Origin of the sequence: Prevotella sp. P6B1 (assembly GCF_000702825.1) — a bacterium.
GTDB lineage: Bacteria > Bacteroidota > Bacteroidia > Bacteroidales > Bacteroidaceae > Prevotella.
Genome location: NZ_JNKF01000003.1, coordinates 1 through 21773 on the forward strand (window position 1 = coordinate 1; position 21773 = coordinate 21773).

Genomic DNA, 21773 nt, shown 5'->3' on the forward strand with positions numbered 1-21773 from the left:
GTCCGCATTGAATAACATAGAGCATTAATCCGATTTTCACCGGGCTATTCTCTACTATAGGGAAGGTTGGATACGCGTTACTCACCCGTGCGCCGGTCGCCATCAATCAAAGCAAGCTTCGATCATGCTGCCCCTCGACTTGCATGTGTTAAGCCTGTAGCTAGCGTTCATCCTGAGCCAGGATCAAACTCTTCATTGTATAAAATATCTTCGATATTTTCTACGAGTCTTCGTCGTCGCTCGGAAATTGAAAGCAAGCTTTCATTTCTCTCGCTCCTAGAAGCCTTGTAAATTTAATCATTATCTGTTTCAGAACGACTATCCAAGATTCTTTTTTCAAAGAATTGAAACGGTTTGTTTCTTGTTACCCAAGAGTATTTCTACTCTTGCTTCTTGTACTACTTCTGTCTATGTAAATCTTTCAAAGAACTCTTTCTTAGTGTGCTATCGTTTTTGAGCGAAAGCGGGTGCAAAGGTACGGTATTTTTTCTTTTCCACCAAATATTTTCCCAAAAAAATTCCCAAAAACATGAAAGTTTTCGGGAATGTTTACATATTTGAATTTTTCACCTCTTATTATATATAATGTACGCGAGAAGCCTATTCTCGACGTCCAAAAATACGCAACAGATAAATAAAGAGGTTAATGAAGTCCAAATAGAGGGTCAAAGCACCCAAAAGTGCCATCTTTTGAGCAGCCTCTCCTGCATCGGGTGCCATCAAAAGCATATTTTTGATTTTCTGAGAATCGTAAGCAGTAAGACCCACGAATATCAAAACGCCCAGATAGCTTACAATCATTTCAAGACCAGAACTCTTCAGGAAGATATTCACAACAGTAGCGATAATAATACCAATCAACGCCATGAAGAGAATCTTTCCCATCGACGAAAGATCGATCTTGGTAGTATAACCGATGAGTGCCATTACTGCAAACGTACCAGCAGTGATAAAGAATACGCTGGCGATACTCGACATTGTATAGATAATGAAGATAGACGAGAACAATGCACCATTAATAACCGAATACAATACAAACAGCAACGTAGCTGTAGTAAGCGATAACCGGTTAATAGCAGCACTTACGCCAAATACGATGGCGAACTCAGCTATTACCAGCCCCCAAAGGAGTACACTGTTAGAATACAAGGCGGCAAGAACGCCTGGACTAGTAGCCACGCCATACGCTGTAACACCTGTAAGCACAAGGGCCAGCGTCATCCACACATACACTTTCCGTATCAATGCGGGAAAAGCAGCCGACATAGAGAGCTCTCGCTCACGTGTCAGACCATCAAAGTTAAATTCGTTATAATTCATACTCATTATTTTATTTCGAGATTCATTAATAATACTGCAAATTTAATGCCACAAAGGTAAGCATTTACTTTTAATAAAACATAAATAAGCAACAAAAATACCGTTTTATTAGTATTTTTGGAAATTTTTCACTATATTTGTACCCATGAACAACTAAAATGCAAATATAATAATACACTAACGAAAATGAAGATCGGTTTATTTATTCCCTGCTATGTTGACGTGGTTTATCCTCATGTAGGAGTAGCCACTTACAAACTATTAAAGCATCTGGGGCTGGATGTGGAATACCCACTGAACCAGACCTGCTGCGGACAACCGATGGCTAATGCCGGATTTGAGGGACAAGCTATCCCACTTGCCGAAAAGTTTGAAGACAAATTCAAAGGTTTCGACTATGTGGTATCACCCTCGGTTAGTTGTACTGCGTTTATTAAGTTAAACTATCCCCGCCTACTAAAAGGTAAAACAGAGTGCGAGACAGCCAAGAAAGCGATGGACGTTGTTGAGTTTCTGCATGATGTAGTGAAGGTCAACCATCCATTAGGTACCTTTCCCCACAAAGTTAGTTTGCACAACTCTTGTCATGGTGTGAGAGAATTGGGCTTGAGTTCGCCAAGCGAGGAGAGTATTCCGAAGTTCAACAAAATCAAGGACTTGCTGAACCTTGTAGAGGGCATACAGGTATTAGAGCCTGAACGCCCCGACGAATGTTGCGGTTTTGGCGGTATGTTCTCGGTTGAGGAGACAGCCATTAGCGAGCAGATGGGTATAGATAAAGTGCAGCGCCATATGAAGACTGGTGCGCGATTTGTAACAGGTCCCGACTGTTCGTGCCTGATGCACATGGCAGGTGTTGCCAAGAAACGAGGCTTGGATGTGGAGTTCAAGCATGTGGTAGAAATCTTAGCAGCAGAGCTGTGAGATTATCATTAAACATTAAAGAATAAACATTATGAGTACAGCACATAGTATCGCAGCGAAGGAGTTCTTGAAGAACCAAACATACGCAAAATGGCACGATGCCACTTTCTGGGCGGTACGCACCAAACGTGACAATATGGCATACGGACTTGACGAATGGGAACAGCTACGCGAGAAGGCCAGCGACATCAAACGCCACACCATCACCCATTTAGACAAGTATCTTGACCAGTTTGCAACTAAAGCGGAAGAAAACGGTTGTATTGTGCATTGGGCCAAGGATGCGCACGAATTCAACGAGATTGTGTTTGGCATTTTAAAGAACCACAATGTTAAGAAACTTGTTAAATCGAAATCGATGCTGACGGAAGAGTGTGAGATGAATCCATACCTCGAGCAGCATGGTATCGAAGTGGTCGAAACCGACTTAGGCGAACGTATCATCCAGTTGAAAGGTCAGGCACCAAGCCATATTGTGATGCCAGCTATCCACTTGAATCACGACGATGTTGGCGAACTATTCGAGGAGAAACTTGGCAGCGAAAAGGGCAACCACGACCCCACGTACCTTACTTATGTAGCCCGATTGAGTCTGCGCAACGAGTTTCTTACTGCAGATGCAGGCATGACAGGCGCCAACTTTGGAATCGCAGAAACAGGCGATATTGTAGTTTGCACCAATGAAGGTAATGCCGACATGTCGACCTCGTGCCCCAAACTGCACATTGCAGCGATAGGATTAGAGAAGATTATTCCTAATTATGATTGCTTGGCCGTATTCCAGCGCATGCTTTGTAGAGCTGGCACAGGACAACCCACTACCACGTTCACCTCACATTTCCGTAAGGCACGTCCTACAGCCAACCCTATGCACATTGTACTGGTAGACAACGGACGCAGCGATTGGATTGGCAACGCAGACCACTGGGAGGCACTGAAGTGTATACGCTGCGGATCATGCATGAACACCTGTCCCGTATATCGCCGTAGTGGTGGCTATTCGTACAGCTACTTCATACCAGGTCCCATTGGCATAAACCTTGGCATGCTTCGCGATCCACAAAAGCATTCTGGTAATGTAAGTGCTTGCACTCTGTGCAACTCATGCCAGACGCTCTGCCCTGCCAAGGTAAACTTAGGCGACCAGATTTACATGTGGCGTCAGCAGTTAGACGAGTTCGGTACTGCTAACCCGCAAAAGAAGATGATGTGCAAGGGCATGAGTATGGTATATGGTAATGAGGGCGTTTACAATATCGGTACGGCTCTGGCTCATTGGGCCAACCTCATTCCATCTCCACTTATCAACTGCGGCATGAATCCATGGGCCGAGGGGCATAAGATGATGAAATTTCCAAAGGAAACATTCCACTCGCTATGGAAGAAAGGAAAAGTAAAATAACTTTAAACATTGAACATTAAGTTATGAGTAACAAAGATGATATTCTGAAAAGATATAGGACAAATGTGAGAGAGAAATTCGACATGCCCGATTTGAGTGATATCAAAGCTACCACCTACCCCAACCCACTGGTTCAGTTTGTGAAGATGACAGAGATGGTGGGCGGACAAGTGATAGAAGTAGATCCTGGCCGCGATATCAATCTGCTTATCAAGGAACTGTTTCCTGATGCCAAGGAGATTGCCTCAAATCTGCCAGAGATAACCATCGCCACCAGAAATCCTGATACGGTTGGCAGAGCCCGCGATCTGAACGGAACAGATGTTGGCATTATCCGAGGAAAGTTTGGTATAGCAGAAAACGCGTGCATATGGATTCCACAAACCATGAAGGAGAAAGCAATTTGCTTTATATCCGAAAATCTGATTATCTTGCTCCCCAAAAGTAAGATTGTAAACAACATGCACGAGGCTTACAAACGCATCGAGTTTGATAAGGAGTACGATGGCTATGGTACATTTATCAGCGGCCCATCGAAGACCGCAGACATTGCTCAAGTATTAGTAATGGGAGCACAAGCAGCTAGAACCGCAACGATTTTACTTATGCCGGAATAAAGCTATTCAAGAGGTTGATAATCGTATCAACCTCCTTTTTTGTCATAGCCTGATGGCAGGGGATACTAAGTTCCATAGCATGAATTTGCTCGGTAACGGGGAACGAGAGATTATTCCACTCACGATAACATTGCTGTTTATGAGGCGGTATTGGATAGTGTATTTGAGTCTCTACACCATGCTCACGAAGATATTGTTGCAATTGATCTCGATATTCACAAAAAACAGGAAATATATGCCAAACACAATCCCGCTCATCACATGTATAGATAGACAAAAACGGATTTTTCACCTTATTTATATATAAAGAAGCAATCTCTTTACGGCAATGGTTTTCTTCGTCGAGGTATTTCAGCTTCACATCGAGCATGGCTGCCTGGATTTCATCTATACGCGAGTTATAACCTTGATAGTCGAATACATATTTCCTACCAGAGCCATAGTTCCCTAAAGAAGTAACCACGCGTGCCAATACTTCATCGTTGGTAGTCACAGCACCAGCATCGCCCAACGCACCTAAATTCTTGCCTGGATAGAAACTATGACCTGCAGCATCACCAAGCGAGCCTGTTCGTCTTTCACCAAATAGGCAACCATGTGCCTGAGCATTATCCTCGATAAGTTTCAACCCATATTTACAACAGATATCACCTATCATTGAAGAATAGGCGCAACGACCATACAGATGAACAATCATGACAGCCCTAGTCTTAGGCGTAATGGCTGATTCTATCTTTGTTTCATCAATTTGGAGTGTATTGATATTCGGCTCCACAATAATGGGGGTCAAACCACATGCAGTAATGGCGAGAATAGAGGCGATATAGGTATTGGCTGGTACGATGATTTCATCCCCCTTCTGCATCACTCCCATCTCTATATAAGCACGCATAATCAGTTTCAATGCATCCAATCCATTAGCACATCCTATAGCGTATTTAGTACCAATGTACTCAGCAAAATGTTCCTCAAATTTTCTTGTTGCCTCCCCCTTTATATACCAACCGCTTTCCATCACATGATTCACAGCCAAATGCAACTCATCGTCGTGTAAATCATTGAGAGCTTTCAGATCGAGATACTTTATCATAACGCCCATTTATACCAATCGTAACATATGCCACGCCCACCGAAACCCTCTTTCTGATAAATCAACTGTTGATTGAGGTACGTACCTTGCTTTTCTGTCGATATACCAAAGTCGAAATAGGCATGACTCTTCAGCGATTGAGCAATCACCTTCTCAAACAACAAATCGAGAGCATGTAGTTCTCTACCTCTTGGACTGGCAGCAATGTATTGCGAATGTACTACACGTTTAGTGACATAAAGCACGCAACCACCTATCGTCTGATGTTCCTCTTTCGCCACAAACAGTAGTATGTGCTCTGGCAGACGATTATGAAGCAATTCTATTTCTTCAACGGTATGAACCGGATTCAGGCTATATCGCTCACGAAGATTATTCGAGAGAATCATCCAAAACTGACGATAATCTTCTGTTTGTTCTATCCTCACTCCAGCTTTTCTGGCTTTTTCTGCACCATTCTTTCTAATACGATACCACTCGTTCTGGTATTCACGAGTAATTGTAGATGACAATCCACGTGTGATACGCACATCGCACACCTCATTAATCGCATACAGGTCCTCTTCGGATGGCTGTTGGTGATAAATCCATGGCACAGGCTTATAAACAACCTCTTTTAAACCCTCCGCACGCAGATTTGCATTAATCATCCTGATTATTTCCACCACATCAGTAGCCGTGTTTCTTTCGTTCATTAGCAATCCGCCATAAGTCAGTCCTTGATGGGAATAGAATATATCACCATCCACATTTCCAGGCAATAAGGCATAAAGTCGTCCGCGACGATAAATCATCAACGAGTGGTCTCTGAACCTATCAGCATGGTAATCCATATAGCGGCGATCGAAAAGAAATGTGCCATTCTTCGATGATGCCACGAAATCATTCCATTCGTCGACCAGCTCAGGTGAATATCGCCTTATTTCGAACATCCTACATATTTTAGAAATTCATCATAATCGTATATATAATCTTCCTCATCATAGTGTTCCGAAGCTAGAACAAGACACACACCACCAGAAGAAAAATCATCAAGTGTTCGCCAGATATTGGTATCAATCAGCAAGCCTTGCCATGGATGATTCAGAAGGACGGTCTTTCGTTCGAAGCCATTATCCAATGTTACATTGAATGAACCGCTCAGAGCGACGACAAACTGACGCAAACGTTTATGAGCATGTCCACCTCGACACTCGCCACTAGGTACATCGTAAACCCAATAGGCCCGTTTTATATCGAAGGGGACCATCGACAGTGCCTCAGCAAAGGTCAGATTGCCACGCGGATCAGTGATTCTTGGCAAATCTACGATCTTGACATCCAAGCGGTTCATCATCCAGAAATCCTCTATTAGTGTTCAAACTTTGTGTAAGGATCAGTTCCCAGCACGGTCTTAGCCAGTCGCTTAGCCTTGTCACGCAGCGCATTTACGTCGTCACCAACCTCGCCGTAGCAGAGTACTACACCCATACGACGCCCCTTGTGAGCCTCGGGCTTACCGAAGATACGGATACGTGTGCGATCCTCCTTCAGAGCTTCGTCAAAGTTGTAGTCGAGCAATGAACGATCAACAGGTGTTGAAGCCTCCTTTGGTGAGAGAATCACAGCCGATGCGCCAGCATGCTCAAGATGGATTGCGGGAATAGGCATTCCCATTACTGCACGGAAGTGTAGTTCAAACTCGCTCAGGTTGGTGGTATGTCCGAGTGTTACCATTCCGGTATCGTGTGGACGTGGACTCAACTCGCTGAAGATAACTTCACCCTGCTTGGTAAGGAAGAACTCAACGCCCCAGATACCAGCACCAGTAAGCGCCTTGGTTACCTTGTCGGCCATTATCTGAGCCTGCTTTAAGGCCTCATCAGATATCTTGTATGGCTGCCACGACTCACGGTAGTCGCCAGCTTTTTGTACGTGTCCGATAGGCGGACAGAACAGTGTTGGCCAACCATTCTTCTGCGTAACCGTAAGTAGGGTAAACTCCGAATCAAAGTCGATAAACTCCTCGATGATTACCTCTTTCACATCGCCGCGACTACCTTCCATCGCCTCCTTAAAGGCCTGCTCCAATTCGTCGTCATTGTGTACATAGCTCTGGCCGTGACCAGACGATGACATCAGAGGTTTAACCACACATGGAAAACCGATTTCATCAGCAGCATGTTTAAACTCATCGAAGGTCTTGGCATAGAAATACTTTGCTGTACGCAGTCCCAGTTCCTTCGATGCCAAGTCGCGGATAGCACGACGATTCATGGTGAAGTTCACGGCACGAGCAGATGGAACCACCTGTATGCCCTGTTCCTCAAACTTGAAGAGTCGCTCTGTGCGGATAGCCTCAATCTCTGGCACGATGATGTCGGGCTTGTGCTTGTTTACCACAGCCTCCAGAGCATCTCCGTCGAGCATTGAGAACACCTCGCGCTCATCAGCCACCTGCATAGCTGGCGCATTGTCATAACGATCGCAGGCTATCACGTACTGTCCTGCACGCATAGCGGCTATCACGAACTCCTTACCGAGTTCACCTGAGCCTAGTAATAGTATCTTTTTCATTTCTCTATGGTTTGTTTCAACATTTGCCACTCTGGTGTCACTGCCAACTTTCTTATGCACTGGTCTATACGTGCCATTGCGTCTTCCTGACACATGCCGAATCCCTTGGCTATCTCCTGCAGCGATTTGCGCTCGCAGCCCAACAGTCCGTAGTAATGCGTCACAGCCTCCTCTTCCTCAGGTGGCAACAGGTAGAGCAGATGCTCCAGATAGTGCTCCATCTGGGGAGTAACGCTGGTGGGATTGATACCAATACGCACCAGATACGAGTGTAGCTCTTTTGAAAGATTATCTGTTGGCATACATGTTATCGTAATATTTCTGGTAGTCGCCACTGGTCACATTGTCCAGCCACTCCTGATTGTCCAGATACCAGCGAACTGTTTTTTCTATTCCCTCCTCGAACTGGAGTGATGGCTCCCAGCCAAGCTCACGCTGCAGCTTAGAGCTGTCGATAGCGTAGCGCAGATCGTGTCCGGCACGGTCTGTTACGAATGTAATCAGGTCCATATCCTCGCCTTCCTTACGTCCAAGCAGACGGTCAACGGTCTTGATTACCACCTTGATGATATCGATGTTCTTCCACTCGTTAAATCCACCGATATTATATGTATCAGCAATCTTACCCTCGTGGAAGATAACGTCGATGGCACGAGCGTGATCCTCTACATACAGCCAGTCGCGCACGTTCTCACCCTTACCATATACTGGCAGAGGCTTGTGATGACGGATATTGTTGATAAACAGCGGAATCAGCTTCTCAGGGAACTGATAAGGACCATAGTTGTTTGAGCAGTTGGTCACTACCACAGGCATTCCGTATGTATCGTGGAATGCACGAACAAAGTGGTCGCTCGATGCCTTTGATGCTGAGTATGGTGAATGAGGATTATACTTTGTTGTCTCCAGGAAGAACTTATCGCCATAAGCCAGATGATGCTCTGAGCTTGAAGCGGTAGTTGTGAATGGAGGCTCGATACCCTCTGGGTGTGTCAGTTCCAGTGCGCCATAAACCTCATCTGTTGAGATATGATAGAAGCGCTTGCCCTCGTACTTCTCTGGCAGACTCTCCCAATACAACTTTGCAGCCTGCAGCAAACTCAGAGTACCCATCACGTTGGTCTTTGCGAATGTGAATGGGTCCTTGATAGACCGGTCAACATGACTCTCAGCAGCCAGGTGGATGATACCGTCAACCTTCTTATCTTGCATCAGTTTGTAGAATGCGTCGAAGTCGCAGATGTCCATCTTAACGAACTCGTAGTTTGGTTTGTTCTCGATGTCCTTCAGGTTAGCCAAGTTACCAGCGTAGGTAAGCTTGTCGAGGTTAATGATGTGATACTCGGGATACTTGTTCACAAACAGGCGGACTACGTGTGAGCCGATAAAGCCTGCCCCTCCAGTAATAACGATAGTTTTTTTCATACCTTTTCTATATTATTTTTATTTCTTTCTCTATAATACTGTACTACAGTCATAACAATTCCAAAAGCAACTGACTCAAACAAAAGTCCACTCCAATCGATTGTAGTTCCGAAAATCAGAGTGAGTATAATGTGAACAACAGCAAAAACAATTGCCGTCGACACTGCCATTACCGTATATCTATACATAATCTCCTAATGTTATAACTTCTAAATCTTTAAAATCCTTCCCGTCGATAGTCAGTCGTATCAAGGTTCTGTCTTTATGCCACCCCTGAATACCTGCCGCACCTGGGTTGATGTGTAAAAGATTAAGTGTCTTATCGAACTTCACCTTCAGTATGTGCGAATGACCAGCCACAAACAATTGTGGCGGCATGGCATAGAGTGTAGAGCGAACACTGGGATCGTAGTTGCCAGGATAGCCACCTATATGCTTAATCAGCACATCAACATCCTCGCACTTAAATCGATTCAGCTCGCGATACATCAGTCTTAAGTCGCCCCCATCGCAATTACCACATACAGCTCGGAAGGGACGGAAGGCAGCCAACTTCTCGGCCACCTCTAAACTACCGATATCGCCAGCATGCCAAATCTCGTCACAGGGTTCAAAATAGTGTAAGTACTTATCGTCCCAATAGCTGTGAGTATCGCTCAGTATGCCTATTCTCTTCATAATCCAAAACGCTTGCGAATAAAGTCGGCAATCAGTTTTTCGGTTTCTTCAAGCCCCAGCAAACTGGCATCCACGCACAGGTCGTAGCTCTCGGCAGCACCCCACTTCTTACCAGTATAGTAATTATAATATTGCGCACGACGGGCTTCCACATGCTCAATCAGTTTGCGGGCTTGCTCGGCATCCAACTGCTTAACTTTTGATACGATATCTACGCGGAAGTCCATCGAGGCGGTAATAAACACATTCACTACATTCTCGAAATCTCGCAGAATATAGTCGGCACAACGCCCCATAAACACGCAACTGCCTTCGCTGGCGGCCTTTTGGATAGCATCACTTTGAAACTTAAAAAGGCTCTCCTGCGAGAAGTTCGAACCATACAAGTTACCACCCATAAAGTGTGGTGTCTGTACATTCAGCAATCCACGCAAAAAGCCTTTCTTCTCATCATTCTGTTTAAAGAACTTCTCCGAGAAGCCACTCTCTTTAGCAGCCAGATTCAGCAACTCGCGATCGTAATACTTCGCTTCAAAGTCCTTTGCCAGCATGCGTCCTATTTCCTGTCCGCCAGCACCAACCTGCCTACCTACGTTAATAATAATATGATTCATTATTCTTTAGTTATTCGCTTTCGCTACTTTAAATTTCTTCATATACCACATCAGCATGGGTATTGTCATCGCAAACGACAGAAAATCGCTGGCTGGCATCGAATACCACACACCGTCGAGCCCCCAGATCAACGGGAACACATACGCCATCGGTAGCAACAGGAACAGCTGTCGCGACAGCGAGAGGAATATAGAAACCTTTACTTTTCCGATGCTCTGGAAGAAATGTGTGATGGTAGCCTGCGCGCCTACCACGAAGAACACCAGCATATCCAGTTTGATACCCGTGGCCGACAGTTCTATAAGTGTTTCGTCGGTGGTAAAGATACGGGCTATCTCGCGGGGGAAAAGCATCGACAGTATCCAACCAACCAGCAGGATTGTCGTAGCACACCCGATAGCCATAAAAAGGCATCGCAACATGCGGTCGTACTTCTCGGCACCGTAATTATAGCCCACGATAGGCTGCATGCCTTGGCACACACCCATCACAAACATAAAGAACATCATCACCACCGAGTTGGCTATCGAATAGGCACCCACTGCCATATCGCCACCATAGCGTACGAACTGGTTATTCATGAAAATCACGATCACGCACGATGTAACGTTCATCAGGAATGGCGATATACCAATAGCAATAATATTACTTACTAATCGTTTCTTCAGTCTATAGATACCATGCTTCAGGTGCAATATCTCGTTCTTGTTCGAGAAAAGCCACAACTGCCAGCACATAGCAATGGTCTGTGATGTTACGGTAGCCAAAGCTGCACCACGAATGCCCCAACGGAACCACCATACAAACGCCAGCACCAGCAATATGTTCATGCCCACAGTAAACAGCACCGAGTACATGGCATATTTGGGCTTACCTGCAGCACGCAGCACAGCGTTCATACCAAAATACATGTGGGTCATTACGTTACCCAGCAGAATAACCGTCATAAACTCGCGTGCATAAGGCAATGTGACTTCGCTGGCACCGAAGAAATACAGGATAGGATCCAGGAACATCAGACAGATAACCATGAATGAGAAACCGATAATCAGGTTCAGCGTCAGGGTATTTCCTAACAGATTCTGAGCCGTAGGATAATCCTTCTGCCCCAGCTTTACACTAATGCTGGCACTCGCCCCCACACCTACTGCTGCACCAAAGGCTGCACTCAGGTTCATAAAAGGAAAGGTAATGCCTAAGCCCGCAATAGCCTCGGGGCCTACAATCTGACCGATCATAGCACGGTCGATGATATTATAGAGACTCGAAGCCGACATGGCCACAATAGCCGGCAATGCATATTGCCACAGTAATTGTCCTACAGGTTTCGTGCCCAGCGCCAATGTGGCTTGTTTATTATCACTCATCTGTTTACTATTCATCATTTCGTGTGCAAAGATACAAAAAAAAATGCAACATACATTACTACACTATGACTTTTTCATAATCTTTAAGGAGAAGTCTGTTTAGAACGTATTTTTCTCTAAGTACTTTTCACATGCAAAGTAGTTAACGTGCAAAAATTCTTTAGGTACTTTTCAAAAAAAACGGATTTAGAGTTTGAATAAACATACAAAAGTCTTGGTGCTTTCGTTTTTTTTATCTAACTTTGCAGTCGTTATGAGAAAAGCCTTGCTATTATTCTGGTTGATAACAGTTGCACTGACCTATTGTTTATCCCTTAGCGCAACCACGCCCCCCAAGAAAAAGTATCCTGGGGGCAAGTGCTTTATCTGGCGCTACACGTTGGTGGATAAGCGCGAATCGAGCTACACGCTCGACCGGCCGCAACGCTGGCTCTCAAACAAGAGTATTGAGCGCCGCCGGAAACAAGGATTAGCCTTAGATTCCACCGACCTCCCCATCAGTAGCGGCTATCTGAAAGCTATTGAGCACCTGACCAACGAGGCCAATCGCAACATCAAACGATCGGGCGTCCCATCGCTGGTAATAGGCACCAGCCGCTGGAACAACACTGTTTTGGTTCGTTCAGCCGACACTACCTTGCTTAAGAAATTAGGTGAGCAAGCTTATGTAAAACACTGCGAACAAGTATGGGAAGCACCTGACAGTATTGAGCGACAGATCAAGACCAAGCCCAACTTTGAATTCAATCCATGGGATAGTGTTAAGGGCACTTTTTATGGGCATGGTCGCGATCAAATAGAGATGCTGAACGGCCAGCGCCTGCACAACATCGGCTTTCGTGGCAAAGGCATCACCATTGCAATCCTCGATGGCGGATTCATGAATTGCGATCAAATTCCAGCTTTCCAACATATACTAATTGCCGGTGCCAAGGATTTTGTATATCCACAAAGTCCACATTTCTATCAAGAAACCGACCACGGCACAAAAGTCCTCTCGACAATGGCTACCAATGAGCCCGAAGTACTTGTTGGAACAGCTCCTGAGGCACGCTATTGGCTACTCCGTTGCGAAGACCAACAGACCGAACAGCCTGTAGAAGAGGATTACTGGGCGATGGCAGCTGAATTTGCCGACTCATTGGGAGCCGACATCATCACCTCGAGTTTGGGATACACCGAATACGACAATCGGCCAGGCTATTACCACCAGCACGACCTTGACGGGCACACAGCCCTCATCTCGCGCACAGCTTCAATGCTAGCACATAAAGGAATCATTCTAGTCAACTCGGCAGGTAATAGTGGCATGGGGCCATGGAAAAAAATCACCTTTCCTGCCGATGCCAATGACATACTGACCGTTGGTGCCCTTAATGTAGAGCGCACTAATGCCCCGTTCAGTGGTGTTGGACCTACACAAGACATGCGCGTCAAGCCAGATATCATGGCCTTAGGCAGTCCTGCCCACTTGCTATCGGGGCGCGGTTCCGTCATCCGCGATATGGGCACATCGTTTTCCACCCCCATCGTGGCAGGTCTGGTGGCTTGCCTTTGGCAAGCGCTCCCTGAAAAGTCAGCTTTCGACATCATTGATTTAGTACGTCAGCATAGCAGCAACTACCAGAAACCTGACAATATCTACGGCTATGGTGTGCCTAACTTCTGGCGTGCCTATATGATAGGGCATTACGCAAACGAATAATAAAGCATGAATCAAGCACAACATATAACATTATTCGAACTAAATCGGCTGGTACGAGAGATCATCGAAGATGCGCTGCCCACGGAATACTGGGTAGAAGCAGAATTGAGCGAATGCCGCGAGAGCCGTGGACATTGTTATATGGAACTGATACAAAAAGATGAACAGACTGCCACCCCTATAGCCAAAGCCTCAGCCAAATGCTGGGCCAACAAGTGGCTCACCATCCGCCCCTATTTCGAGCGAACCACAGGTCAGCAACTACACGCAGGCATGAAGGTTCTACTGCTAGTTTATCCGCAGTTCCACGAAGCTTATGGATTCTCATGGATAGTGACGGATATAGACCCCACATACACCCTCGGAGATATGGCGCGTAAGCGCCAGGAGATTATCCGACAGCTGAAGGCCGAAGGCGTGTTCGACTTACAGAAAAGCCTTCGACTACCTACATTCTGTCAACGGATTGCTGTAATTTCCAGCCAGACTGCTGCTGGTTATGGCGACTTCTGCAAACAGCTCAACAACAATCCTTACGGATTTCAGTTCTGCATCCAACTATTTCCCGCCATCATGCAAGGAGAAGGTGTAGAACAAAGCATTATCCAGGCACTAGAATGCATTTACGATGAGCCATTTGACTGTGCTGTGATTATCCGAGGCGGTGGTGCCACCAGCGACATGAGCGGCTTCGACACATTAGCCCTGGCCGAGCATGTAGCCAATTTCCCTATACCTATTATTACGGGTATAGGTCACGACCGCGACGAGAGCGTACTCGACATGATATCGTACGCACGCGTAAAAACACCTACTGCAGCTGCCACCTCACTTATCGACCATCTGAAAGGCGTTCTCGAAACCATTGAGGGCACCCAAAGCCTCATCATGCATTACGCTCAGCAGAAAAGTGCTTCCACCCGCAATCAGTTGTTAGTTCTCTCCGAAACCATTTCCAGGTTGTTCTCACTGGTCAAAACACGTCAGGATGCAAAAGTCGATTCTCTAAACAACCGACTGCTCAGTATGATGCAACAAAAGATATCAGATGCCAACCATCAACTATCAGTTCTCGAATCAAAGATGCCAATCCTTTTGGAGCACCGATTCACCAGCGAAAGCTACCGCCTGCAGCTGATGGAAGAGAAGTTAAAAGCACTTGATCCCACCTTACTGCTGGCTCGCGGCTACAGTATAACCCTCCACAATGGCAAGGCTGTTAAGGATGCCTCTGTCCTCAAACCAGGCACAGACATAGAAACACGTGTAGCCCACGGAACCATACATTCAATAGTCACAACATCATCATAATATGGAAAAAGAACAAAAATACGAGGCTGCCATAGCCGAACTGCAAACCATCGTTCGTAAAATGGAGAATGACGAATTCGACATCGACCAGATGGCAGAACAATTGAAACGCGCCCAGGAATTGATTAAGCTTTGCAAGGCCAAATTGACAAAAACTGACGCAGAAATCAAGAAAATACTTACAGATCAGTAATTTTTCGAATAAAAATTCTTTGATTTGATATTTATTACGTACATTTGCGTGCAAATTTGAAACTTTAACATAGAAAAAAAATAGAAATATGAAGAATTTGGATTGGGGTAGTCTGTCATTTGGCTACATGAAGACCGACTACAATGTACGTTGCTACTATCGCGACGGGGAATGGGGAGAAATAGAAGTTTGCTCCGACGAGTATCTGAAACTGCACATGGCAGCAACCTGCCTGCATTACGGTCAGGAGGCATTCGAGGGTCTGAAAGCCTATCGCTGCCCAGACGGCAAGGTGCGCGTCTTTCGTGTTGATGAGAACGCCAAGCGCCTGCAAAGCACCTGTCGAGGAATCATGATGCCAGAGGTTTCAACCGAACTGTTTACAGAAATGGTCAAGAAAGTAGTCCGCCTCAACCAGGAATGGATTCCAACCTACGAAAGTGGCGCCACACTTTATATTCGCCCGTTACTCATCGGCACCAGCGCACAGGTAGGCGTTCACCCTGCTAAGGAATACTGCTTCCTCATCTTTGTCACTCCAGTTGGCCCATACTTCAAGGGAGGTTTCTCAAGCAATCCTTACGTCATCGTTCGTGATTACGACCGCTCAGCCCCTCTGGGCACAGGTAAGTATAAAGTAGGCGGAAACTACGCTGCTTCGCTTTTTGCCAACAATCTGGCTCACGAGAAGGGCTATGCATGCGAGTTCTATCTCGACGCCAAGGAAAAGAAATACATTGACGAGTGCGGCGCAGCCAATTTCTTTGGTATCAAGAACAATACCTATATCACCCCTGAGTCGACCTCTATCCTACCCTCTATCACTAATAAGAGTCTGATGCAGGTTGCTGAGGACTTAGGCATGAAGGTTGAACGTCGTCCTATTCCTGAGGAAGAACTTGAGACTTTCGAGGAGGCAGGTGCTTGCGGAACTGCAGCAGTGATTTCACCTATTTCATACATTGACGACCTGGACACCGGCAAACGCTATTCATTCGGCGAAAAACCAGGACCACAGTCAAAGAAACTGTTCGACACTCTGCGTGGCATCCAGTACGGAGAGATTGAAGACAAGCACGGTTGGACAACTATTGTCATCGACTAATCCGAGAATTCGCAAGTATGAAAGAGCTACCTACACTCGGATTTGTAGAGGCCATCAAACTGGCCTCAAGCCGCATTTTGGATTTCAAAGGTCGTAGCCGTCGCTCAGAATTCTGGTGGTGGATGCTGGTGGTTATAGTTGCGGGATGGATTCTCGATATGTTCACCTCTAACTTGCTGGTTAATGCCATCACCTCCATCATCTCCATGTTCTTCGGTCTGGCAGCAACTGCTCGTCGACTGCACGACTCTGGAAAGAGTGCACTATGGGTTTACATTAGTTATGCCTTAGGATGTTTATTCAATCTCTATTTCTCAACATCCACAACCATGAACAAGCTCATGGAAGAAGCAAGCTACGGCTCTATAAGCCAGCACGCCATGGAGAAGATTGTTGAGAACGGCATGGGTGAGATGGCATGCATTGGGCTCCTTTCCTTCATCCACGGACTCATGGCACTCATCGTGTTTATCATGTGTTTGTTCGACAGCAAACCAGAGCCCAACCAATACGGTGAATCGCCAAAATATATCAACGAAACAGAAGCTTAAAGAAAAAGCCTCGCTCGAATGTTGAGCGAGGCTTTTCTTATTTATTCATGCCAACGATTTTCGTCGCAGGTTTTTCTTTATTTCTCCTATTCACTACTGTAACAACCGATTGTGCCAGGTTAATGAAAGCCAAACCAGTAGCAGTGTCGCTACTAAGTGCAGCAGGCTCACCCTTGTCACCATTCTCACAAATACTCTGCACTAACGGGATCTGAGCAAGCAACGGCACCTGCATTTCCTCGGCCAACTGCTTACAGCCCTCCTTACCAAAGATGTAATACTTATTCTCTGGCAGTTCGGCAGGCGTAAACCATGCCATGTTCTCTATTAGTCCCAATATAGGCACGTTAACCTTCTCATTACGGTACATATCAATACCCTTACGTGCATCAGCCAGTGCCACTTGCTGTGGGGTTGACACGATTACCGCTCCTGTGATAGGCAATGTCTGTAGCAATGTCAAGTGAATATCGCTGGTACCTGGAGGTGTATCCAGAATAAAGTAGTCCAGTTCACCCCAATCGGCATCAGCTATCAACTGCTTCAACGCACTCGTAGCCATACCACCACGCCAAAGCGTGGCTGTAGTAGGTGATACAAAGAAACCTATCGACAGAAGTTTTACCCCATATTTCTCAATCGGACAGATCAAATCCCTGCCATCCTTTTTCACAGCGTAAGGTTGCTCGTCCTCAACATGAAACATCTTTGGCATCGACGGACCGAAAATATCAGTATCCAGCAGACCAACCTTATAACCCAGTCGGGCCAAAGCAATAGCCAAGTTAGCCGATACAGTACTCTTACCTACACCACCCTTGCCAGAACTCACAGCAATGATATTCTTCACACCAGGAAGCATCTCGCCAACCTCTGGACGTGGCTTTGACTTGAATTCTGTTTCAATATCTACCTCTACATCCTTACCACAGTAGTATTTAACAGCCGCCTCAGCAGCCTTTACAGTAGACTTAAGGAACGGATCTGTATCACGTGGGAACTCCAGAACCACCTTTACTTTCCAGTTTTCACCATCCTGCTGTGGAGCAGCCACCGCCGGTGTATCAGCCACCATACCGCTCTCTACAAGATTCTTCTTGGTGCCAGCATACGTTACCGTAGCCAAGGCATCCATCACCATTTTGGGATATATTACGTTTTCCATCTTCTTATTTTGCTTTATCCAAACTGCTACGCTTCGATCGGTGATAGCTGCGATAGTCATCCAGTTCAATCTCCACCTCAGGCTCTACCAGTTCGCCTGTACGAGGCAAGTTCCATTTCATATATTTAATATTCAATCCGCGAGCTATCCACATTCCTTCGTAATAAGTCTGTATAGCCAGGATTTTCTTCGTAACATCGTCGATACGCCCATCGTGATACAGATCCTCTGTACGGAAAATCACGGGCAACGAATTTTTCTCTACCATATAGCTACTATAGGTGAACAGGAAGTTCGAGTCTGTCTTCAGATGTATCACGCCACCATCCACCAGAAATTTACGATAGCGGTTCATAAAATAGGTAGATGTCAATCGCTTACGCGGATTCTTCATCTGCGGATCGCTGAATGTTAGCCAGATCTCCTGCACTTCATCCTCAGCAAAGAAACGTTCAATTATTTCAATATTCGTACGCAGAAAAGCCACATTCTTCAGTTCCTCGTTCAAGGCCTGTGTCGCTCCCGTCCACATTCGTGCGCCCTTAATGTCAACGCCAATAAAATTCATATCGGGATACAATTTGGCCAGTTCCACTGTATACTCTCCCTTACCGCAACCAAGTTCCAGTACTATCGGGCTATTGTTGTGGAAATACTGCTCGTGCCAGTGCCCCTTCATTTCAAAGGGCACATTCTCAATCACCGAAAACGGATATTGGAACACATTCCCGTACGTTTCCATGTCCGCAAATTTAGCTAACTTTCCTTTTCCCATAATTAAAATTGTGCTGCAAAGTTACGAATAAGCGCGCAAATATCCAAATTTTTCTCCAAAAACATTGTGTAGAACGAGGTACGTATATACAATCAGAGCCAAAGGATGCCCACATCATAGTGAGGCATTCTTTGTAACATAACAACACCTAAAAACAACTATTAAAGCATAATTATTTAAAAAAAAAAATGTTTTTCTATCTAAATTATGTAGAAAAATTGTACCTTTGTACCATTCTTTACTAAAAACAAAAAACTTTTGATATGGCTACAATAAAGATTCTGAGTGTAGACGACGAGGCACCATTGGAGTTGCTGATGAAACAATACTTCAGACGCAAGATACGAAACGGCGAATATGAATTCTATTTTGCCCACAATGGTTTGGAGGCACTTGCCATACTATATAATCACCCTGACATCGAGATTATCCTGAGCGACATTAATATGCCAGAAATGGACGGACTGACGTTGTTGGCCAAGGTAAACGAGATGAACAATCCCGCCTTACGCGTGATAATGGTGAGTGCTTATGGCGACATGAAAAACATTCGACAGGCCATGAACAACGGTGCTTTTGACTTTGCCACGAAACCAATAGACATGGACGACCTAAGTCTGACAATCGAGAAGGCTATCGAGCAGATTCGTTTTGTACATGAAACACAGAAGGAGCACACTCAATTGGAATCACTGAAAAAAGACCTGACAATAGCTAGAGATATACAACAGTATATTCTACCACAGGTTTTCCCGCCCTTCCCCGAAGACATCGACAAACTGGATATTTACGCCTCAATGGAAGCTGCCAAGGATATAGGTGGCGACTTCTTTGATTTCTTCCGCATTGACAATGATCGCATAGCCTTGGTCATTGCCGACGTGTGTGGCAAAGGCATACCCGCAGCCTTATTTATGGCTGTGAGTCGTACAATGATTCACTCGAAAGGTAAGCAATGCGATAGTGCCCGTGAATGCATGACTGAATCAAATCGGCTACTGGCCGCCTATTCTGTGGACAGCATGTTTATAACGGTATTCTACGCCATTTACAACACAAAGACGGGATTCATCAATTATTGCAATGCAGGCCACAATCCCCCACACCTATTACATGCCAACGGCACTATAGAGGGATTGCCCCTATCCAAGAATACCATCGTGGGGGCCTTGGATGGTTTAGACTTCCAAGAAGAAACACTACAACTGGAACATGGCGACACACTGGTAATGTACACAGATGGCGTGACTGAGGCAATGAATCCGGCTTACGAGGAATTCGGCAGGGAACGACTAAACCAGATATTGGTTAGTATGCCCCATCAGAGTTGCCAGCAGATGGTAGAATCTATTAAAGCAGGCATCAAGACCTTTGTAGAGGATGCGGAACAGAGCGACGATATCACCATGTTGATACTCAAACGAAAATGATTAGAAATATCATCATAGGTAGTCTGAGCATGCTATTAGTGGTAGCAATAGCAATTGGACTCTATATGCATCATAGTGACAACGAGCGCATCAGCGAGTTGGAGTCGCAGATAAACGCATTGCGCAAAAAGGAGAAGCAGTCGGAAGTTGACCGTCGAGTAAGCAAGCAAATGGAGGAGATAGCCTACGGCCAGCAAGTTCTCTCTGAGGAGCGCAGTCGCGAGGCCATCCTCCAGTCGGAGATAGCCCAAAAGATGACACTCCGCTCGGAGGCTGAACGACAAAAGGCTATCCAAGCCCAGGGTTTCGCCGAACTATCAGCTCAGGAAGCTATTGATGCCTACCAGATGGCCGAATCACAGCGCCGCCAGGCTGAACACGCAAAGCAGGTGACCGACACGCTGAACTACATTTCGTTAGGACGCACGCTTGGATCCCAATCGTACGCCATTTTCCAAACTGGCGATACGGAGTTAGGTAACATTCTGGCCTATGCCTCATATCAATATACCAAAGACTACAATGGTGATTTATATGCTCCCGCGGTATTTCAAGCTTTGATACAATCAGCAGGAGGTCGCCAAAATTTCAACATCCATAATGGCAGCATTACGTGTATCGAGACATCGCCGAATAACGACCGTCTGTTGACAGTAAGTACCTATGGCGAAATATACGCTCACAAAATGCAGGGAAATCAGATGCAGACCACACGGTTAATGAGCGACAAGCACTACTGTTTCCGCGATGCTTTCTCTTCAAAAAACGGCAAAGACTACGTCATCAGTCATACAGGTCATTTAGTGGTGATTGAACAGAATCATCCACGCATCGTCACGCTGGAAAACATGGAACGCCCCTTCAGTCTTAAACTCATGAACAATGGACGACAGTTACTGATTATCAGCGAAAACAGCTTAGCCTTATTAGATATAACAACAGATAGAATAATTGGCATGCGTCAATTGAATTTCCGTGTGAGCTGCACAGGCAGACGAGACAATAAGCCTCTTTTGTTCGATAATAAGGGCTACATGCATCTTGTGAACGGTCTCGACAAAATGACCAACGAGAAAGTTCCTGTACAAGGATTAGTAACAGCCTTTGCCAGCAGTGCCAACGAACACCTGAGCGCTTATGGCATGAATGACGGAATCATCTGGCTGGTTGACAAACACGGCAAGATGCACAAGCTGGCGGGTCATCTCTCAAAAATCACCAAAATGAAAATCAACGGGAGACGTCTCTATTCATCCAGTTATGATGGCAAGCTGCTATTTTGGATGACAGGTGATACGCAGATAACCCCCATCACGCTTTTCCAGTCGGGCAGTTGGTTGACCAATTTCACCTTTAGCAACGACAAGGATTACATCTGGACAGGTAATTACAACGGTACCATGACCCGATACCTCATCTCGCTAAAGCAGATTGCCCAACGCATACGTCAGAAAGTCAACCGCAATCTAACACAGGAGGAGTGGAACTATTACGTAGGAAAGGGTATTCCATACAAAAAACTGATAGTTGAGAATTAAGCATTA

Annotated in this window: 22 protein-coding genes and 1 rRNA gene; 10 read left to right on the top strand and 13 right to left on the bottom strand. The window is 45.6% G+C overall.

Annotation, left to right across the window (positions count from 1 at the left end):
• Together T495_RS15690 and T495_RS0100655 are read right to left on the bottom strand one after the other, a co-directional pair.
• Window positions 1-199: ribosomal RNA gene (locus tag T495_RS15690) — 16S ribosomal RNA — on the bottom strand; the annotation flags it as partial.
• A gap of 401 nt (window positions 200-600) precedes the next feature.
• A complete protein-coding gene (locus T495_RS0100655) occupies window positions 601-1320 on the bottom strand; it encodes a Bax inhibitor-1/YccA family protein (RefSeq protein ID WP_028902628.1) in 720 nt (239 codons plus the stop codon).
• A 186-nt stretch (window positions 1321-1506) separates the two neighbouring features.
• Here T495_RS0100655 and T495_RS0100660 point away from each other — a divergent pair, with 186 nt between their 5' ends.
• Genes T495_RS0100660 through T495_RS0100670 form a run of 3 tightly spaced genes read left to right on the top strand, consistent with a single transcriptional unit; the run spans window position 1507 to window position 4263 of the window.
• Complete coding sequence (locus T495_RS0100660; protein WP_028902627.1) at window positions 1507-2244, top strand: (Fe-S)-binding protein; 738 nt, start codon at window positions 1507-1509, stop codon at window positions 2242-2244.
• A gap of 31 nt (window positions 2245-2275) precedes the next feature.
• Window positions 2276-3646: a lactate utilization protein B gene (locus tag T495_RS0100665; protein ID WP_028902626.1), complete on the top strand. Its 1371-nt coding sequence runs from the start codon at window positions 2276-2278 to the stop codon at window positions 3644-3646.
• 23 nt (window positions 3647-3669) lie between these two features.
• Window positions 3670-4263 (top strand): LUD domain-containing protein, encoded by a 594-nt coding sequence (locus tag T495_RS0100670; protein WP_028902625.1) that lies wholly within the window; start codon window positions 3670-3672, stop codon window positions 4261-4263.
• On the opposite strand, the gene T495_RS0100675 is transcribed toward T495_RS0100670, so the two are convergent.
• The 9 genes from T495_RS0100675 to T495_RS0100720 form a co-directional block, all read right to left on the bottom strand.
• The gene (locus T495_RS0100675) at window positions 4250-5353 is read right to left on the bottom strand and encodes a DegT/DnrJ/EryC1/StrS aminotransferase family protein (RefSeq protein WP_028902624.1); all 1104 of its coding nucleotides are present in this window, start codon (window positions 5351-5353) and stop codon (window positions 4250-4252) included. The two genes, T495_RS0100670 and T495_RS0100675, sit on opposite strands and share 14 nt — an antisense overlap.
• Entirely contained in the window at window positions 5350-6285 is a 936-nt protein-coding gene (locus T495_RS0100680; RefSeq protein WP_033147263.1) for a GNAT family N-acetyltransferase, read from the bottom strand. Before T495_RS0100680 ends, T495_RS0100675 begins: the two co-directional genes overlap by 4 nt.
• Complete coding sequence (locus tag T495_RS0100685) at window positions 6273-6686, bottom strand: FdtA/QdtA family cupin domain-containing protein (RefSeq protein ID WP_028902622.1); 414 nt, start codon at window positions 6684-6686, stop codon at window positions 6273-6275. The genes T495_RS0100680 and T495_RS0100685 overlap by 13 nt, the downstream gene beginning before the upstream one ends.
• A 17-nt stretch (window positions 6687-6703) precedes the next feature.
• Window positions 6704-7909, bottom strand: coding sequence for a formate-dependent phosphoribosylglycinamide formyltransferase (gene purT / locus T495_RS0100690; RefSeq protein ID WP_028902621.1), 1206 nt, complete (start codon window positions 7907-7909; stop codon window positions 6704-6706).
• Window positions 7906-8211 (bottom strand): hypothetical protein, encoded by a 306-nt coding sequence (locus tag T495_RS0100695; RefSeq protein ID WP_033147264.1) that lies wholly within the window; start codon window positions 8209-8211, stop codon window positions 7906-7908. The genes purT and T495_RS0100695 overlap by 4 nt, the downstream gene beginning before the upstream one ends.
• Window positions 8198-9334 carry a dTDP-glucose 4,6-dehydratase gene (locus T495_RS0100700; protein WP_028902619.1) on the bottom strand — a complete coding sequence of 379 codons (1137 nt, stop codon included), beginning with the start codon at window positions 9332-9334 and terminating at the stop codon, window positions 8198-8200. The genes T495_RS0100695 and T495_RS0100700 overlap by 14 nt, the downstream gene beginning before the upstream one ends.
• Window positions 9335-9514: 180 nt before the next feature.
• Window positions 9515-10012 carry a metallophosphoesterase gene (locus T495_RS0100710; RefSeq protein ID WP_033147265.1) on the bottom strand — a complete coding sequence of 166 codons (498 nt, stop codon included), beginning with the start codon at window positions 10010-10012 and terminating at the stop codon, window positions 9515-9517.
• Window positions 10009-10626 (bottom strand): AAA family ATPase, encoded by a 618-nt coding sequence (locus tag T495_RS0100715; protein WP_028902616.1) that lies wholly within the window; start codon window positions 10624-10626, stop codon window positions 10009-10011. The genes T495_RS0100710 and T495_RS0100715 overlap by 4 nt, the downstream gene beginning before the upstream one ends.
• Window positions 10627-10632: 6 nt before the next feature.
• Window positions 10633-12012, bottom strand: coding sequence for an MATE family efflux transporter (locus tag T495_RS0100720; RefSeq protein ID WP_231495025.1), 1380 nt, complete (start codon window positions 12010-12012; stop codon window positions 10633-10635).
• 235 nt (window positions 12013-12247) lie between these two features.
• On the opposite strand from T495_RS0100720, the gene T495_RS0100725 reads away from it, so the two are divergent.
• The 5 genes from T495_RS0100725 to T495_RS0100745 all read left to right on the top strand — a co-directional run bounded on the left by T495_RS0100725 (window position 12248) and on the right by T495_RS0100745 (window position 16859).
• Window positions 12248-13699, top strand: coding sequence for a S8 family serine peptidase (locus tag T495_RS0100725; protein WP_033147266.1), 1452 nt, complete (start codon window positions 12248-12250; stop codon window positions 13697-13699).
• 6 nt (window positions 13700-13705) lie between these two features.
• The gene (xseA, locus tag T495_RS0100730; RefSeq protein ID WP_028902613.1) at window positions 13706-15010 is read left to right on the top strand and encodes an exodeoxyribonuclease VII large subunit; all 1305 of its coding nucleotides are present in this window, start codon (window positions 13706-13708) and stop codon (window positions 15008-15010) included.
• 1 nt (window position 15011) lies between these two features.
• Window positions 15012-15203 carry an exodeoxyribonuclease VII small subunit gene (gene xseB, locus T495_RS0100735; RefSeq protein WP_028902612.1) on the top strand — a complete coding sequence of 64 codons (192 nt, stop codon included), beginning with the start codon at window positions 15012-15014 and terminating at the stop codon, window positions 15201-15203.
• 88 nt (window positions 15204-15291) lie between these two features.
• Window positions 15292-16308 (top strand): branched-chain amino acid aminotransferase, encoded by a 1017-nt coding sequence (locus T495_RS0100740; RefSeq protein WP_028902611.1) that lies wholly within the window; start codon window positions 15292-15294, stop codon window positions 16306-16308.
• Window positions 16309-16325: 17 nt separating this feature from the next.
• Window positions 16326-16859, top strand: coding sequence for a DUF805 domain-containing protein (locus T495_RS0100745; RefSeq protein WP_028902610.1), 534 nt, complete (start codon window positions 16326-16328; stop codon window positions 16857-16859).
• 37 nt (window positions 16860-16896) lie between these two features.
• On the opposite strand, the gene T495_RS0100750 is transcribed toward T495_RS0100745, so the two are convergent.
• A complete protein-coding gene (locus T495_RS0100750; protein ID WP_028902609.1) occupies window positions 16897-18024 on the bottom strand; it encodes an Mrp/NBP35 family ATP-binding protein in 1128 nt (375 codons plus the stop codon).
• Between the two features lie 4 nt (window positions 18025-18028).
• Window positions 18029-18799, bottom strand: coding sequence for a tRNA (guanosine(46)-N7)-methyltransferase TrmB (gene trmB / locus T495_RS0100755; protein WP_028902608.1), 771 nt, complete (start codon window positions 18797-18799; stop codon window positions 18029-18031).
• A gap of 263 nt (window positions 18800-19062) precedes the next feature.
• Here trmB and T495_RS0100760 point away from each other — a divergent pair, with 263 nt between their 5' ends.
• Together T495_RS0100760 and T495_RS0100765 are read left to right on the top strand one after the other, a co-directional pair.
• Entirely contained in the window at window positions 19063-20229 is a 1167-nt protein-coding gene (locus T495_RS0100760; RefSeq protein WP_028902607.1) for a PP2C family protein-serine/threonine phosphatase, read from the top strand.
• Entirely contained in the window at window positions 20226-21767 is a 1542-nt protein-coding gene (locus T495_RS0100765; RefSeq protein WP_028902606.1) for a hypothetical protein, read from the top strand. Before T495_RS0100760 ends, T495_RS0100765 begins: the two co-directional genes overlap by 4 nt.
• The last annotated feature ends 6 nt before the right edge of the window (window positions 21768-21773 follow it).

Coding starts and splice junctions, on each gene's coding strand:
- T495_RS0100655 (WP_028902628.1), bottom strand. CDS start 1,320: ATGAATTATAACGAATTTAACTTTGATGGTCTGACACGTGAGCGAGAG.
- T495_RS0100660 (WP_028902627.1), top strand. CDS start 1,507: ATGAAGATCGGTTTATTTATTCCCTGCTATGTTGACGTGGTTTATCCT.
- T495_RS0100665 (WP_028902626.1), top strand. CDS start 2,276: ATGAGTACAGCACATAGTATCGCAGCGAAGGAGTTCTTGAAGAACCAA.
- T495_RS0100670 (WP_028902625.1), top strand. CDS start 3,670: ATGAGTAACAAAGATGATATTCTGAAAAGATATAGGACAAATGTGAGA.
- T495_RS0100675 (WP_028902624.1), bottom strand. CDS start 5,353: ATGATAAAGTATCTCGATCTGAAAGCTCTCAATGATTTACACGACGAT.
- T495_RS0100680 (WP_033147263.1), bottom strand. CDS start 6,285: ATGTTCGAAATAAGGCGATATTCACCTGAGCTGGTCGACGAATGGAAT.
- T495_RS0100685 (WP_028902622.1), bottom strand. CDS start 6,686: ATGAACCGCTTGGATGTCAAGATCGTAGATTTGCCAAGAATCACTGAT.
- purT (WP_028902621.1), bottom strand. CDS start 7,909: ATGAAAAAGATACTATTACTAGGCTCAGGTGAACTCGGTAAGGAGTTC.
- T495_RS0100695 (WP_033147264.1), bottom strand. CDS start 8,211: ATGCCAACAGATAATCTTTCAAAAGAGCTACACTCGTATCTGGTGCGT.
- T495_RS0100700 (WP_028902619.1), bottom strand. CDS start 9,334: ATGAAAAAAACTATCGTTATTACTGGAGGGGCAGGCTTTATCGGCTCA.
- T495_RS0100710 (WP_033147265.1), bottom strand. CDS start 10,012: ATGAAGAGAATAGGCATACTGAGCGATACTCACAGCTATTGGGACGAT.
- T495_RS0100715 (WP_028902616.1), bottom strand. CDS start 10,626: ATGAATCATATTATTATTAACGTAGGTAGGCAGGTTGGTGCTGGCGGA.
- T495_RS0100720 (WP_231495025.1), bottom strand. CDS start 12,012: ATGATGAATAGTAAACAGATGAGTGATAATAAACAAGCCACATTGGCG.
- T495_RS0100725 (WP_033147266.1), top strand. CDS start 12,248: ATGAGAAAAGCCTTGCTATTATTCTGGTTGATAACAGTTGCACTGACC.
- xseA (WP_028902613.1), top strand. CDS start 13,706: ATGAATCAAGCACAACATATAACATTATTCGAACTAAATCGGCTGGTA.
- xseB (WP_028902612.1), top strand. CDS start 15,012: ATGGAAAAAGAACAAAAATACGAGGCTGCCATAGCCGAACTGCAAACC.
- T495_RS0100740 (WP_028902611.1), top strand. CDS start 15,292: ATGAAGAATTTGGATTGGGGTAGTCTGTCATTTGGCTACATGAAGACC.
- T495_RS0100745 (WP_028902610.1), top strand. CDS start 16,326: ATGAAAGAGCTACCTACACTCGGATTTGTAGAGGCCATCAAACTGGCC.
- T495_RS0100750 (WP_028902609.1), bottom strand. CDS start 18,024: ATGGAAAACGTAATATATCCCAAAATGGTGATGGATGCCTTGGCTACG.
- trmB (WP_028902608.1), bottom strand. CDS start 18,799: ATGGGAAAAGGAAAGTTAGCTAAATTTGCGGACATGGAAACGTACGGG.
- T495_RS0100760 (WP_028902607.1), top strand. CDS start 19,063: ATGGCTACAATAAAGATTCTGAGTGTAGACGACGAGGCACCATTGGAG.
- T495_RS0100765 (WP_028902606.1), top strand. CDS start 20,226: ATGATTAGAAATATCATCATAGGTAGTCTGAGCATGCTATTAGTGGTA.